Here is a 13776-nt window from a genome sequence, read left to right as displayed (position 1 = left end):
GACGCAGGCTCGCTGCGCCGGCTCAAGCCCGCGCAACCGGCCCATGCCGTGGCGGGAGTGGTCAGCCGGCTCGGTTGGCGCTACCATCAGGAACCCGAATAAAGTCCGGTGCCTGATTCCTCCGCCGCGCGATGGCGCGCTGCCGGGCGCGGCGCGGCCGTTGAGAGTTCCCGAAACTTGCCCTTCCCGACCCTGCCCGCCCCCCTCGCGCGGGCCCTGTCCGAGCGCGGCTACGCCGATCCCACCCCGGTCCAGGCCGCGGTGCTGGAGGCTGCGGCCGGCGCCCGCGACCTCCTCGTCTCCGCCCAGACCGGCTCCGGCAAGACCGTGGCTTACGGTCTCGCCATGGCCGACATGTTCTTCGGCAAGAGTGCCGATGATGACGCTGCCGGGGGCGAGACGCTGCCGCCGCCCGGTGCGCCGCTCGCCCTGGTGATCGCTCCGACCCGGGAGCTGGCGCTTCAGGTCCAGCGCGAGCTGCTGTGGCTCTACGCCCCGGCCGGCGGGCGCGTCACCGCCTGCGTCGGCGGCATGGATCCCCGCCGCGAGGCCCGGATGCTCGCTGACGGCACCCACATCGTGGTCGGCACCCCGGGCCGCCTGCGCGATCATCTGGAGCGCCGCAACCTCGACCCGACGGCCCTGCGCGCCGTCGTGCTCGACGAGGCCGACGAGATGCTCGATCTCGGCTTCCGCGAGGATATCGAGTTCATTCTCTCGGGGACGCCCCCCGAGCGGGCGACCTACCTGTTCTCCGCGACCCTGCCGAAGGCGATCGAGTCGCTGGCCGAGCGCTACCAGCGCAACGCCCTGCGGCTGGCGATCAAGGGCGAGAGCAAGGGCCACGCCGACATCGCCTACCGGGCGGTGCGGATCATGCCCCGGGAGACCGAGCACGTGGTGCTCAACCTCCTGCGCGAGGCGGATGCGCCGACCGCGATCGTGTTCTGCAACACCCGCAACGCGGTGCGCCATCTCCAGGCCAGCCTGACCGAGCGCGGTTTCTCGGTGGTCGCGCTCTCGGGCGAGCTCGGACAGGGCGAGCGCAACGCCGCTCTCCAGGCTCTGCGCGATGGCCGGGCCCGGGTCTGCGTCGCCACGGACGTGGCCGCCCGCGGCATCGACCTGCCCGGCTTGAGCCTGGTCATCCACGCCGACCTGCCGCACGACGCCGAGGTGCTCCAGCACCGCAGCGGGCGCACCGGCCGCGCCGGCCGCAAGGGCACCTCGGTGCTCCTGATCCCGAATTCCAGACGCCGCCGCGCCGAGCAGATGTTCGCCATCGCCAAGGTCAGCCCGGATTGGTCCGGCCCGCCCTCGGCCGACGACATCCGGAAGCTCGACGGCGAGCGCATGCTCTCCGACCCGCTCTTCTCCGAGCCCCCGGCCGAGGAGGATATCGCGCTGGCCGGTGCCCTGCTCGCCGGCAAGACCCCGGAAGAGCTCGCCGCCCTGCTGGCCCGGGTCTACCGCACCCGCCTGCCGGCGCCTGAAGAGGTCAGCGATCCCGGCGAGGGCCGCGCGCCCCGCGGCGTCAGCGAGCGGCCGCCCTACGACCCGATGAATCCCGAGCAGATCGCCGCCCTCGGGCCGGCGGTGTGGTTCCGGCTCAATCTTGGCCGGCGCGACAATGCCGATCCGCGCCGTCTGCTGCCGATGCTGACCCGCCGGGGCGGCATCGGCCGCCAGGAGATCGGGGCGATCCGGATCTTCGACCGGGAGACCAAGTTCGAGATCCGCGGCAACGCCGCCGCGCGCTTCGCCGAATCCTTCGCCCGCAACGGCTCGCCGGAGATTCAGGTCGAGGCGCTGGCGGGCGATGCCGGTCCGGCCGAGCGCAAGAGCGCCCCCAGTGGTCCGAAGGGTTTCGCCAGCCCGCGGGCCGGCAAGCACCAGCGCCAAGCCGAGCGGTCCGGTCCCCGGTCCGATTCCAAGCCGGGCCGGAACACCGGCCGCAGCTGATTTTTTGGGATTTTCCCCGGGGGCGTCGTCCCCCGGGCGGGAATGTCAAAAAACCTTTTTGACGGCGTCGCCCAGCGCGTCGACGCTCTCCTTCAGCTTCCGTCCGGCGGGCGCCAGGGACGGGAGCTTGATGCCGAGCACCTCGGTCTCCTCGTCGGCCGGCTCCGCCTGCGCGACGGTCGCGGCCGCAGCGCCGGGCTTGGCGGCCTCCGCGGTCTTCTTTGCCATCGGCGGCTTGTTCACGGCCACCGCCTTGCGGGCGGTCTTCTCGGACGAAGCTGCGGCTGGTGTCGTCGCGACCGGCTTGGCCGCAGGTACCGCGGCGGGCGCGACCACATCGCGCGCCCGGACCGTTTCCGAGGCGCGCGGCGGCTGCAGCGCCGCAGTGCGGGTCGGCGGCAGCGGCACGACCACCTGACGGGTGGCGATCGGCGTCACCGGGGTTGGGGTGGGGATACGCTTGGTCGGCGCCTCAGGCACGGCCACGCTCTTGGCGGGAGCCGGCGCAACGACGGGCGCCGGGACGACGGGGCTCGCTGGCGCGGGGGAAACCGCGGGCGCCAACGCCTCCGGCAGCGCCGCCATGCGTAGGGCCGGCTTCTCCGGCTCCGCGGGCTTCGCCGCGACGGGAGCCGCTGGGGCGATCCCGGCCACGGCCGGCAGGCCGTCCTTCAGTTCGGGCCAGTCCGCGGCCCGGCTCATCGGCGCGCGCTTGACCGGCGTGGGGGCGGCGAGCCCGGCCATCAGGGTCGAGGCGGCGACGCCGAAGCCCGCGACGGCACTCGCGCCGACCAGCCCGACCAGGACGAGCCGCAGATTGGATTTGCGTCCGGGACGGGCCTCCGGCGACCGATGCGGTCTGGTATCGGACGGGTCCAGGGCGAGATCGATCATGGTCCGGGGTCTCTAGACACGATGCACGACGCGCGCGACCGGGCTCCCCATGACCGGCCGCCTCTCTCCCTTATTCGGAGATGGGTCGACTCCAGAATCGATAGAGGAACCGCAATACGGCGCAAAGATGTCGGCTCGAATTGCGTGCCCGGTCAGTCGAGGATCGGCTATCCACAAGATAAGCCGAAGCCGCTTAAGAATCCGTCATCGGTTCCACCCCGGCGGGGCCGATGAACCCCTCTTCGGCGCCGGGCCGGGGCATGGACTTCGGCGATACGCCCGCTATGCGTCTGACCGTGGATACGACACCGAGCCTGCTTCCGACATCTGCGCCGCCGCCGACATCCCGCCGCGCCGGCTTCCGGCCCTGGGCCGACGGGTCGACCCGGGCGCGGCTCGTCGCCGTGGTGCTGTTCATCGACGCGCTGGCGGCCCTGGTCTCCTGCGGGGTGATCGTGCTCAACGCCCGCAATGCGGTGCGGGTCGAGACGCGCGCCTCGCTCGCCACCGTCGAGTCCCTGGTCGCCGACACGATCCGCCTGTCCGACACGACCTCGCCCGACACGCTGCTCCAGACCCTGGACCTGCGCTTCAAGACCCTGCGCCACGTCCGGGTCGCGGTCCTCGAACCGGACGGCGACCAGGTCGGCAAGCCGATGCCGCCGCATAAATCCGAGCGCGAGGCGCCGCGCTGGTTCGCCGACCTGATCATGCCGCCGATCGAGCGCCACACCCTACCGATCGTCGTCAACGGCCAGACGCTGGGCACCGCTCAGATCACCACGCAGCCGATGGACGAGATCGACGAGATCTGGGGCTATGCCCGGGCGCTCTCGATGACCACCCTGGCGATCAACGCCGCGATGCTGATCGCGCTCTATCTCGCCCTCGGGCGCATCCTGGCGCCGCTGCAACGGCTGGGCGCCGGCCTGACGCAGCTGGAGCATCACGACTATACCGCGCGCCTGGAACCCCCCGGTGCCCGCGAGCTGGCGGTGATCGCCGAGCGCTTCAACAAGGTCGCCGAGGCTCTCAGCGAAGTGCGCGGCGCCAACGGCCGCCTCAACCGCCAGCTGCTCACCGCCCAGGACGACGAGCGCCGCCGTACTGCGCTCGAACTGCACGATGAGTTCGGCCCCTGCCTGTTCGCCCTGGAGGCCAACGCCGCCTCGATCGCCCGGATCGCCTCCGGCCCGGCCGAGCCCAATCGCGAAAAACTCGCTGCCCGGGCGGCCGAGATCAGCGCCATCGTCGGGCAGGTCCAGACCGTCAACCGGGAGTTGCTGAACCGCCTGCGTCCGCACGGGCTCGGGCAGGCGCCGCTCTCCACCTGCCTCGACCTGCTGCTGCGCGGCTTCGGCCAGCGGCATCCCGGCACCAGCTTCGTCGGCCGGTTCGACGGGCTGGCCCGCGGCTACGGCGACCTCGTGGACCTCACCGTCTTCCGCTGCGTGCAGGAGAGCGCGACCAACGCCGTGCGCCACGGCAGTGCCACCCGGGTCGAGGCCGAGGCCATCGAGGCGGATGGCAGACTGCACGTCACGATCCGCGACGACGGCACGGGAATCCCGTCTGAGCACCGCACCGGGCTCGGTCTGTCGGGGATGCGCGAGCGTGTCGAGGCACTGGATGGGACCTTCGCCCTTGACAATGCTGGCCCCGGCGCAATCGTCACGATCATGATCCCCGTTCCGCCGGAGCGGGTCGACGAGAACAACAACGCGCCGAGCGCATGAACGCCATCGCCTCCCAGATCGACGCTGCCGCCACACGCCTGCCGGTCCTCGTGATCGACGATCACCCGATCGTCCTGCAGGGCTGTCGACGGGTCCTCGAGGATTCCGGCGTCGAGACCATCGCGGAGGCGACCACGGTGGTCGGCGGCTACCGGATCTTCCACCGGCTGCGGCCGCCGGTGGTGATCTGCGACCTGACCTTCCAGGGCAGCGGCATGGCCGGGCTCGGCCTGATCCGCCGCATCCGCGCGGTCGCGCCGGAGACGCGCATCCTAGTGTTCAGCATGCACAACGATCCGGTGATCGTCGCGCGCGCCCTGGAGGCCGGGGCGCTCGGCTACGTGCTGAAGGATCACGCCTCGGCCGAGCTGTTCGAGGCGTTCGGCAAGGTCCGGGTCGGCGAGGTCTATCTCGACCGCCGGCTCGCCACTGAGGTGGCGATGCTGCGCGCCGACGCCCGCCGCACCCCGGAATCCCAGCTCACCCCCCGCGAGCAGCAGATCCTGGCGCGTCTCGCGCAAGGCCGCTCCTACGGCGCCATCGCGGCCGACCTCTCGGTGAGCTACAAGACCGTCACCAACGCCTGTTCGCAGATGCGCCAGAAGCTCGGCGTGCGGACCCTGGCCGAGCTGATCCACGTGGCTGTCACGCACGCCCAGCGGCAGGGGTAATGCGATCCCCTGAACGGTGGCGCCGATGTCCGGGATAGATAGACAGCCTGCCGTGAACCGGCTTCGGCCACACGGGTTCGAAGCGCCATCGCTCCTGCAAGCTGCGACGCGCCCCCCCTCCCGTGCGGGAGAGGGTTGGGGTGAGGGGACAGGACTTTCCGGAGAGGTCGCATCCCTCACCCTGTCCCTCTCCCGCACGGGAGAGGGGACCTGCGCTTTCTCCGGCGCATGATGTGCTGGCGTCCGCCAGGCGAACCTGAATATCCTGTAGCTGAGACTGGGCAGGAGGTGCCTTTGACCGATGGTGACGGGGGCCCGAATTCCTTCTCCCGGGAGGCCTGGGCGCGCAACGTGGCGGCCTACGAGACCATCCGGACGATGCCGTTCAACGGGGAGCTCGCCGCCGGCACGCTGCGGCAGGACAGGTTCCGCCACTACATCGTCCAGGACGCGCATTACCTGATTGGCTTCGGCCGGGCGCTGAGCCTCGCCGCCGCGAAGGCGCCGGACCCGGACGGGATCGTCCAGTTCTCCCGCGCCGCGCAGGACGCCATCGTGGTCGAGCGCGCCCTCCATGGCGGCTTCTTCCGCGATTATGGGATCGGCCCGGAGACGTTTGCGGGCACGCCGCTGACGCCCGCTTGCCACCACTACGTCTCCTACCTGCTCGCCACGGCCTATGCCGAGCCGTTCGAGGTGCTGTGCGCGGCCCTGCTGCCGTGCTTCTGGATCTACAAGGCGGTGGGCGACGACATCTTCGCCCGCGCGGTCGCGGACAATCCCTACAGGGCCTGGATCGACACCTATGCGGGCGAGGAGTTCGCCGCGGCGGTGGCGGGGATGATCGCCGCCACCGACCGCGCCGCGGAGCAGGCTTCCCCGGGTACGGTCGCGCGCATGCACGACGCTTTCACGCAGGCGACGCGGCTCGAATGGCTGTTCTGGGACAGCGCCTACCGGGACGCGGCGTGGCCGCTGTGACGCGCCCGGCCCGAGCGTGACGCCGCCGGAGCTCAGCCGCCGGGCCGTTCTGGCGGCCGGTGCCGCCGCGGCGGCTTTCGGGCAGGCCCGGTCCGAAGCCGCCGACGCGCCGGCCCCGATCCCGCAGGACCGTCCGGTCCGGATCGCCATGATCCTGTATCCGGGCATGACCGCCCTCGATCTGGTCGGCCCGCAGGCGCTGCTGGCCGGCCTAGCCCCGAACAGCCTGTACCTGGTGGCGCAATCCGCAGGCCCCATCGCCAGCGATACGGGCCTGGGCCTCGTGGCGACGCATGCCTTCGAAGCCTGCCCGCCCGATCTCGACGTCCTCTTCGTCCCCGGCGGCGATGGCACGCCGGCGCAGATGCGCGATCCGGCCCTGTTGTCCTTCCTGCGCGAGCGCGCACCCCGCGCCGCTTGGCTGGCGAGCGTCTGCACCGGCTCGCTGATCCTCGGGGCGGCCGGTCTGCTCAGGGGCTATCGCGCCACCTCGCATTGGTGCGTGCGCGACGCGGTTCTGCCGCTGCTCGGCGCCGTCCCGGTGGCCGAGCGGGTCGTGTTCGACCGCAACCGCGCCACGGCGGCCGGCATCTCGGCCGGGCTCGATCTCGCCCTGGCACTGGCCGCCCGCCTGCGCGGCCCGGACTATGCCCGCACCGCCCAACTCGTCGCCGAATACGCCCCGGAGCCGCCCTTCCAGGCCGGAACGCCCACGCAAGCCGGCCCGGCGATCGTGCGTGCGGCGGACGCGATCCTGGCGCCCCTGGTCGCGGGGGCGACCGAGGCGGCGAAGCGCTGATCGATGCACCAATGCCACGCTTCACGTCCACGTGATGCGCTATCCTTGACGGCGGGTCGCACGAACCGAACTGTGCCGTCAGGACCCCCCGGAGCCGACATGTCCCTGATCGCACGCCTGCGCGCCTACGCGACCGAGGCCCTCGGCGTCGGCGTCTCCGAGCCGGTGGACGATACCCATCTCGCGGCCACCGCGCTGCTCGTGCACGTCGCCCGGGTCGACGGCATCCTGGCGCCCGCCGAGAGCGAACGCCTGTCCCGGATCGTGCAGGGCCGCTACGCCGAGGGGCCGGACGCCGCCCGGGCGCTGATCGAGCGCGCCGCCGCGATCGACGCCGAGACCCGCGACGTGGCGAGCCTCGTCGAGATGATCCCGCACGAGGCCAACAAGGCCGAGCGGCAGGAACTGCTGACCATGGCCTGGTCGGTGGCCGCCGCGGACGGGACCGTCGACGAATTCGAGGAGGCGCTGGTCGAGCGCCTCGGCCGGTTGCTCGGCTTCGACGAGGCGGCGGTCACCGCGGCCCGGCGGACCGGGCAGCACGGCGTCGGCGCCGTCTGACCGCACGGTCCCGGACGATGATCGCCAGCCTGGCGCTGATCCTGCTCGCCCAGCTCCTGGGCGAGGCCCTGGCCCGCGGGGCCGGCGTGCCGATCCCGGGGCCGGTGATCGGCATGGGGCTGATGTTCGGCTTCCTTCTGCTGCGCGACAGCCGCCTCGGCCTGCCCCGCGTCCTGCCGAAGCCCCTGACCGACGGCACCCTCGAGACCACGGCGCGGGGGCTCCTGATGAACCTGTCGCTGATGTTCGTGCCGGCCGGCGTCGGCGTCGTCGGCCGCCTCGACCTGCTGCGGGCGCAGGGGCTCAAACTCGCCATCGTGCTGGTGGTCTCGACCGCCCTGTCGCTGCTGGTCACCGTCCTGGTGTTCCGCGCCGTCGCGTCCCGGGTCGAGCGGCGCCGGCCCGACAGGGAGGCCTGAGCTTTGTCCGGCGACTTCTCGCTCTGGGTCTACCTCGCCCGCACGCCGCTGCTGTGGCTGACCGTGACCCTGACCTCCTACGTCCTGGCCGACCGGATCGCCGTCGCCACCGGCCGACACCCGATCGCCAACCCTGTGCTGATCACGGTGATCCTGGTCGGCACCGTCCTGGCGGTCACCGGCACGCCGTATCCGACCTATTTCGAGGGCGCGCAGTTCGTCCACTTCCTGCTCGGGCCGGCGACCGTGGTGCTGGCCATGCCGCTCTACGAGCGCCGGGCCACGGTCCTGCGTGCCCTGGTGCCGATGCTGGCCGCCCTGGTGGCCGGGGCCGCCACAACGCTGGCCGTGGTCATCGTGCTGGCGCGGCTCCTCGACATCCCGCAACCGATCCTGATCTCACTCGCACCGAAATCCGTGACCTCCGGGGTGGCCATGGGCATCGCCGAGGCGCTGGGCGGCGACCCGACGCTGACCGCGATCCTGGTGATCCTCACCGGCATCATCGGGGCGATCCTGGTGACGCCGCTGATGAATCTTTTGCGGATCACCGACATGCGCGCGCGCGGCTTCGCGGCGGGGCTTGCCGCCCACGGCATCGGCACCGCCCGGGCCTTCCAGGTGAGCGAGACCGCCGGCACCTTCGCGGGCATCGCCATGGGGTTGAACGCGTTCCTGACTGCGATCCTCGCGCCCCTGGCGCTGCACCTGCTGTTCTGAGCATTCAGGCGTCGAGCTGTCTCGCCACCGCCTCCGCCAGCGACAGGCTGGAGGTGAGCCCCGGGCTCTCGATCCCGAACAGGTGGACGATCCCGGGGAGCCCGTGCTCGGCCGGTCCGTCGATCCAAAAGTCCGCCGCCGGCTCGCCGGGGCCGGTGAGCTTCGGGCGCAGCCCGGCGTAGTCCGTGTAGAGCGCCCCGTCCGGCAGGCCTGGCCAGTAGCGGCGGATGGCGCCGTAGAAACTGTCCGCCCTCTGCGGATCCACCTGGAAGTCGAAGCGCTCAACCCATTCCACGTCGGGCCCGAACCGGGTGCGGCCGGCCAGATCGAGGGTGAGGTGGATGCCCAGGCCGCCGTCGATCCGCGGCGCCGGATAGATCAGGCGCGAGAAGGCCGGCTTTCCGGTGCAACCGAAGTAATTCCCCCGCGCCAAACGCAGCACCGGTACCCGGTCGGCCGGATAGCCCTCCGTCCGCGCCGCGAGGGCGGGTGCTCCGAAGCTCGCGGCGTTGATGACGGCGTCGAAGGCCATCGCCCCCGGCTCGCTGCCGCCGAAGGCCGCGTGCCATTGGCCGTCCCGCCGGGACAGGCGCTCTACCGGTGTGCGCAGCGCCAGGGCGCCGCCGTGATCCTCGATCACGCCGAGGAGCGCCAGCATCAGCGCGTGGCTGTCGACGATTCCGGTTCGGGGCGCATGCAGGGCCAGCGTGCAGGCAAGGTTGGGCTCCAGGCGCTTGGCCGCCGCGGCGTCGAGCAGCTCCAGGTCGGGGACGCCGTTCGCCTCGCCCTCCCGGCCGATCGCCGCGATCGTGTCGGCCTCCGCGTCGTCGCCGGCGACGATCAACTTGCCGCAGGCGCGATGTGGCACCCCGTGATTCGCGCAGAAGTTGTACAACTTCTCGGCGCCATCCACGCAGTGGCGGGCGCGCGCGGAACCGGACGGGTAGTACATGCCGCCATGGATCACCTCGGAGCTGCGGGCCGAGACGCCGGTCCCGAACGCTGCCTCGGCCTCCGCCACGATGACGGCATGCCCATTCAGGGCAAAGGCCCGTCCCACGGCCAATCCGACGACACCGGCACCGACGACCAGAACCTCCATGCGCAACCCCCTCGACTCTCGGCCCTACAGGTCCGGTGAGTCTTCAATACCGCACCCGAGCCGCCGCATAGGCCGCGTGTTAATTCGACATTGACCTGAATTATCAATTCTAAGTAGAAACAGCCGCGCAATAGATGCTCGCAGTGGTTGTAAGCGTAGCGAGCCGGCGCATAATGCCACCACGCGCTGCCCCAGGGCGGACCGGATTTCTGTTCCGGGCTCCATCACCGGCAGCCGACAGCACTGCCCTCTATCGACCCGACAAAGCCGCATCGTCCGACTAAAAACCTTGGGAGATGACAATGCTGACGACCTCTCCGAGCGTCGAACTCGCCGCCAAGATCCTAAGCGCCTACGTGACCAAGAACAGCGTGCCGGCCGCCGTTCTCCCGAGCCTTTTGTCCGAAGTTCACCGCTCGATCACGGCGCTCGATGCGCCGGTGGAGCGGCAGGTCCAGCGGCCGACCGAGGCACAAATCCGCGCCTCGATCCGGCCTGACACGATCATGAGCTTCGAGGATGGCAAGTCCTACAAGGCCTTGCGCCGGCACCTGACCCTTCGCGGCCTCACCCCGGAGGCCTACAAGGCCAAGTGGGGCCTGCCGGTGGATTACCCGCTGGTCTCGGCGGCCTACAGCGCCCGGCGCTCGAAGATCTCGCGCGAGATCGGGCTCGGCCAGAAACTGCGGATGCAGCAGGCGGCGGAATAACGACGGTTGACGTCATGGCGGGCAGGGCCGGCCGTGTGCGTCACGGCCGGCCTTCCGCCGTCGAGATCTCTTGGATCAGCAGGGCCACGAGGCCCGACCAGCCGGTCTGATGCGAGGCACCGACACCACGTCCGGTGTCGCCGTGGTAATATTCATAGAACAGCACCAGGTCCCGGAAATGCGGGTCCTCCTGCTCGATCCGGCTGTCTCCGTAGACCGGCCGGTGCCCATCCGGGCCGCGGGTCGAGAGGCCGATGAGGCGTCGCGACAGTTTCTCCGCGATCTCCCGGAGCGAGTAGGTCCGCCCCGAGCCGGTCGGCGCCTCGACGCGGAAATCCGGGCCGTAATAGGCGAAGAACTGGTTCAGCCCGGCGATCAGCAAATAATTGACCGGCATCCAGACCGGCCCGCGCCAGTTCGAATTGCCGCCGAACAGGCGGGATCGCGATTCCGCCGCTTCGTAGGCGAGCCCCATGTCCCGGCCGTTCCACGGGAAGCAGAACGGCTGGTCCGCATAGCTGCGTGAGACCGCCCGCAACCCGTGCTCCGACAGGAACTCCGCCGGGTCGAGGGCCCGGTGCAGTAGGGCCTTCAGCCGGTGGCCGCGCAGCAGCGACAGCAGCACGGTCTGACCTTCGCCGGGTACGCTCCAGCGCGAGACCAGGGCCGCCAGGTCCGGGCGGTTTTCCAGGAAGAACCGCATCCGGTTCCGGAGCGCGGGCAGCTTGTCCAGATCATGCGCGCTGATCGTCGTGACCGCGAAGATCGGGATCAGGCCGACCATGGTCCGCACCCGGATCGGCAGGCGGCGTCCGTCGCGGGTCTCGATGACGTCGTAGAAGAAGCCGTCCGCCTCGTCCCAGACGCCGTCGCCGGTCGCCGCCGCGATGAGCAGAAAGTGCTCGAAGAACTTTTCCGCCATGTCCTCGTAGGTCGGGTCCTGGAGCGCCAGCTCGATGGCGATGCGCATCAAGTTGAGGGCGTAGGCCGCCATCCAGGCGGTCGCGTCGGACTGGGTGAGGGTGGCGCCGTCGCCGACCGGCTTCGAGCGGTCGAAGATGCCGATATTGTCGAGCCCCAGGAAACCGCCCTGGAACAGGTTGCGGTCGTCGGAATCCTTGCGGTTCACCCACCAGGTGAAGTTCAGGGTCAGCTTGTTGAAGATCCGCTTGAGGAAGACGTGGTCCGGCGTGCCGGTGAGCGCCCTGTCCAGCTCGAACACCCGCCAGGCGGCGAGACCGTGGATCGGCGGGTTGGCATCCCCGAACCCCCATTCGTAGGCCGGCAGCGCCGCATTCGGGTGGGCGTAGGCCTCGTCCACCAGGAGCAGGAGCTGGTTCTTGGCGAAGTCCGGGTCGATCAGCGCGAACACGATCGCCTGGAGGGCGAGGTCCCAGGAGGCGAACCAGGGGTATTCCCAGGCATCCGGCATCGAGATGATGTCGTTGGCGCGCAGGTGCGTCCAGTCGGCGTTGCGGCCGTGCCGGCGCGCGGGGGCGGGGGCCGGCTGCGCCGGATCGCCGGCGAGCCACTCGCGCACGTCGTAATGGTAGAGCTGCTTCGACCACAGCATGCCGGCCAGCGCCTGCCGCTGGACGAGCCGCATCTCCGGATCGGGGATCGACGCCTGAAGAGCGCCGTAGAACGCATCCGCCTCGTCCTCGCGGGCCGCGAACACCGCGTCGAAATCGGCGAAGGGCTCGCCCGGCGCGGTTTCGGGCCGCAGCCGCAACCGCAGGGTGCGCGACTCTCCGGGACCGAGATGCAGGTCGTAGCGGGCCGCGCATTTCGTGCCGGACAGATGGTTGGCCGCCCCCGCCTCGCCCTGGACGACGCGCCGGTCGATCCCGTCCTTGTAGAATCCGGCCCCCGGGCCGGTGCCGAACAGCCGGTGGGTGTTGGTCTCGTTCTCGGTGAACAGCAACTCGGCCGCGTCCTCGGCGAAGAAGCGCATCGGCGCCACGCTCGGATGGCGCGCCCAGACCGACCCATCCGAGCCGGCGGACAGCTCCGGCTTCTCGGTGCCGGCCTTCCACGACCACAGGTTCCGGGCCCAGAGCTGCGGCAGCAGGGTGAGGTCGGCGGTTTCGGGACCGCGGTTGGTGGCGGTGACCCGCATCAGCACGTCGTCGGGGCCGGCCTTGGCGTAGGCGATCTCGACATCAAAGTAGCGGCCCTCGTCGAACAGGCCGGTGTCGAGCAGCTCGAATTCCGGATCGTCGAGGCCGCGGCGGCGGTTCTCTTCGAGCAGGCGCTCGTAGGGGAACGCGCCCTGCGGGTACTTGTACAGCATCCGCATGAAGGCGTGGGTCGGGACGCCGTCGAGGTAGTAGTAGAGTTCCTTCACGTCCTCACCGTGGTTGCCCTCGGCGTTGGTGAGACCGAACAGGCGCTCCTTCAGGATCGGATCGCGGCCGTTCCACAGGGCGAGCGCGAGGCACCAATTGAGGTGCCGGTCGCCGAAGCCGCCGATCCCGTCCTCGCCCCAGCGATAGGCCCGGGACCGGGCGTGATCGTGGGGCAGCGAATCCCAGGCCTCGCCGTCGGCGCTGTAATCCTCCCGCACCGTGCCCCATTGCCGGTCGCTCAGATACGGCCCCCAGCGCCGCCAGGCCGGATCGGTCCGCGCCTGCACGAGCCGCTGCCCCTCCGCGGTCTCAAAGAGGCCCGGGACGCCGTTCGGCTTAGTCATGCGCTCGCTGTCCCGGTTCGGTGTCTGACTTCGTGCCCGGATATTATTGCCGCGGTTCGGCGGGGAGAAGTCAATTCCCGGGGCGCGGCCTTTCCGGTCGCGCTCATCCATTCTGCAAGCGGCATTCCGGCGACCGCGAAGTGACCCACCCCGTCATTCCGGGGCGCTGTAGGCGAGCCCGGAATCCAGAGCCGCCGACATTGCAAGGCCTTGCGCCACCTGTGTTTCTGGATTCCGGGCTCCGCTTCGCGGCCCCGGAATGACGGGGTGGGGGCGCGGGCGTCGGCGCAGATCCCGGACCGTTGGGAGCAGCGTATGTCTCGATGCGGGGTCCTGAAAGCCTGTTTGACCGCGTGATCGCACTCGCAGGACGGTTTTAGTCGATCGAGATCCCGATCTCTCCCCTCATCCTGAAGTGCTGCGCAGCTGCCTCGAAGGAGCCCTCCGGGGATCGACCAGCTGGCTGGAGGGCTCCTTCGCGGCCTCCGCTTCGCTCCATCGCCTCAGGATGAGGGAGTTGGGTGGGATA

The 13776-nt window shown here is 70.4% G+C and carries 12 protein-coding genes; 9 read left to right on the top strand and 3 right to left on the bottom strand.

Annotated elements, in window-relative coordinates:
* Positions 1 to 177: 177 nt before the first annotated feature.
* Positions 178 to 1962, top strand: a complete 1785-nt coding sequence (locus MKK67_RS19810; RefSeq protein WP_243968578.1) for a DEAD/DEAH box helicase — start codon at positions 178 to 180, stop codon at positions 1960 to 1962.
* A 45-nt stretch (positions 1963 to 2007) separates the two neighbouring features.
* Here MKK67_RS19810 and MKK67_RS19805 read toward each other — a convergent pair whose 3' ends face one another.
* Entirely contained in the window at positions 2008 to 2856 is an 849-nt protein-coding gene (locus MKK67_RS19805; RefSeq protein WP_243968576.1) for a hypothetical protein, read from the bottom strand.
* A 260-nt stretch (positions 2857 to 3116) separates the two neighbouring features.
* Between MKK67_RS19805 and MKK67_RS19800 the strand changes: the two genes are divergently transcribed.
* The 7 genes from MKK67_RS19800 (at position 3117) to MKK67_RS19770 (ending at position 8743) form a co-directional block, all read left to right on the top strand.
* Complete coding sequence (locus MKK67_RS19800) at positions 3117 to 4592, top strand: ATP-binding protein (protein ID WP_243968621.1); 1476 nt, start codon at positions 3117 to 3119, stop codon at positions 4590 to 4592.
* On the top strand, positions 4589 to 5263 hold the full coding sequence (locus tag MKK67_RS19795) for a response regulator (RefSeq protein WP_007561188.1): 675 nt from the start codon (positions 4589 to 4591) through the stop codon (positions 5261 to 5263). Before MKK67_RS19800 ends, MKK67_RS19795 begins: the two co-directional genes overlap by 4 nt.
* Before the next feature lie 294 nt (positions 5264 to 5557).
* On the top strand, positions 5558 to 6244 hold the full coding sequence (locus MKK67_RS19790; protein ID WP_243968574.1) for a TenA family protein: 687 nt from the start codon (positions 5558 to 5560) through the stop codon (positions 6242 to 6244).
* Positions 6245 to 6260: 16 nt separating this feature from the next.
* A complete protein-coding gene (locus MKK67_RS19785) occupies positions 6261 to 7043 on the top strand; it encodes a DJ-1/PfpI family protein (protein WP_243968572.1) in 783 nt (260 codons plus the stop codon).
* 99 nt (positions 7044 to 7142) lie between these two features.
* Positions 7143 to 7604 carry a TerB family tellurite resistance protein gene (locus tag MKK67_RS19780; RefSeq protein WP_243968570.1) on the top strand — a complete coding sequence of 154 codons (462 nt, stop codon included), beginning with the start codon at positions 7143 to 7145 and terminating at the stop codon, positions 7602 to 7604.
* 17 nt (positions 7605 to 7621) lie between these two features.
* On the top strand, positions 7622 to 8023 hold the full coding sequence (locus MKK67_RS19775) for a CidA/LrgA family protein (protein WP_243968568.1): 402 nt from the start codon (positions 7622 to 7624) through the stop codon (positions 8021 to 8023).
* Between the two features lie 3 nt (positions 8024 to 8026).
* Positions 8027 to 8743, top strand: coding sequence for an LrgB family protein (locus MKK67_RS19770; protein ID WP_092042380.1), 717 nt, complete (start codon positions 8027 to 8029; stop codon positions 8741 to 8743).
* A gap of 4 nt (positions 8744 to 8747) precedes the next feature.
* Here MKK67_RS19770 and MKK67_RS19765 read toward each other — a convergent pair whose 3' ends face one another.
* Positions 8748 to 9845, bottom strand: coding sequence for an NAD(P)/FAD-dependent oxidoreductase (locus MKK67_RS19765; RefSeq protein WP_243968566.1), 1098 nt, complete (start codon positions 9843 to 9845; stop codon positions 8748 to 8750).
* 302 nt (positions 9846 to 10147) lie between these two features.
* On the opposite strand from MKK67_RS19765, the gene MKK67_RS19760 reads away from it, so the two are divergent.
* On the top strand, positions 10148 to 10555 hold the full coding sequence (locus MKK67_RS19760; protein ID WP_243968564.1) for a MucR family transcriptional regulator: 408 nt from the start codon (positions 10148 to 10150) through the stop codon (positions 10553 to 10555).
* Positions 10556 to 10595: 40 nt separating this feature from the next.
* On the opposite strand, the gene MKK67_RS19755 is transcribed toward MKK67_RS19760, so the two are convergent.
* Complete coding sequence (locus MKK67_RS19755; RefSeq protein WP_243968562.1) at positions 10596 to 13247, bottom strand: MGH1-like glycoside hydrolase domain-containing protein; 2652 nt, start codon at positions 13245 to 13247, stop codon at positions 10596 to 10598.
* Between the last annotated feature and the right edge of the window lie 529 nt (positions 13248 to 13776).

Source organism: Methylobacterium sp. J-072 (genome assembly GCF_022829425.1).
Taxonomy (GTDB): domain Bacteria; phylum Pseudomonadota; class Alphaproteobacteria; order Rhizobiales; family Beijerinckiaceae; genus Methylobacterium.
The sequence above is the reverse complement of the archived record's forward strand: the minus strand, read 5'-3'. Positions and strand labels throughout refer to the sequence as shown.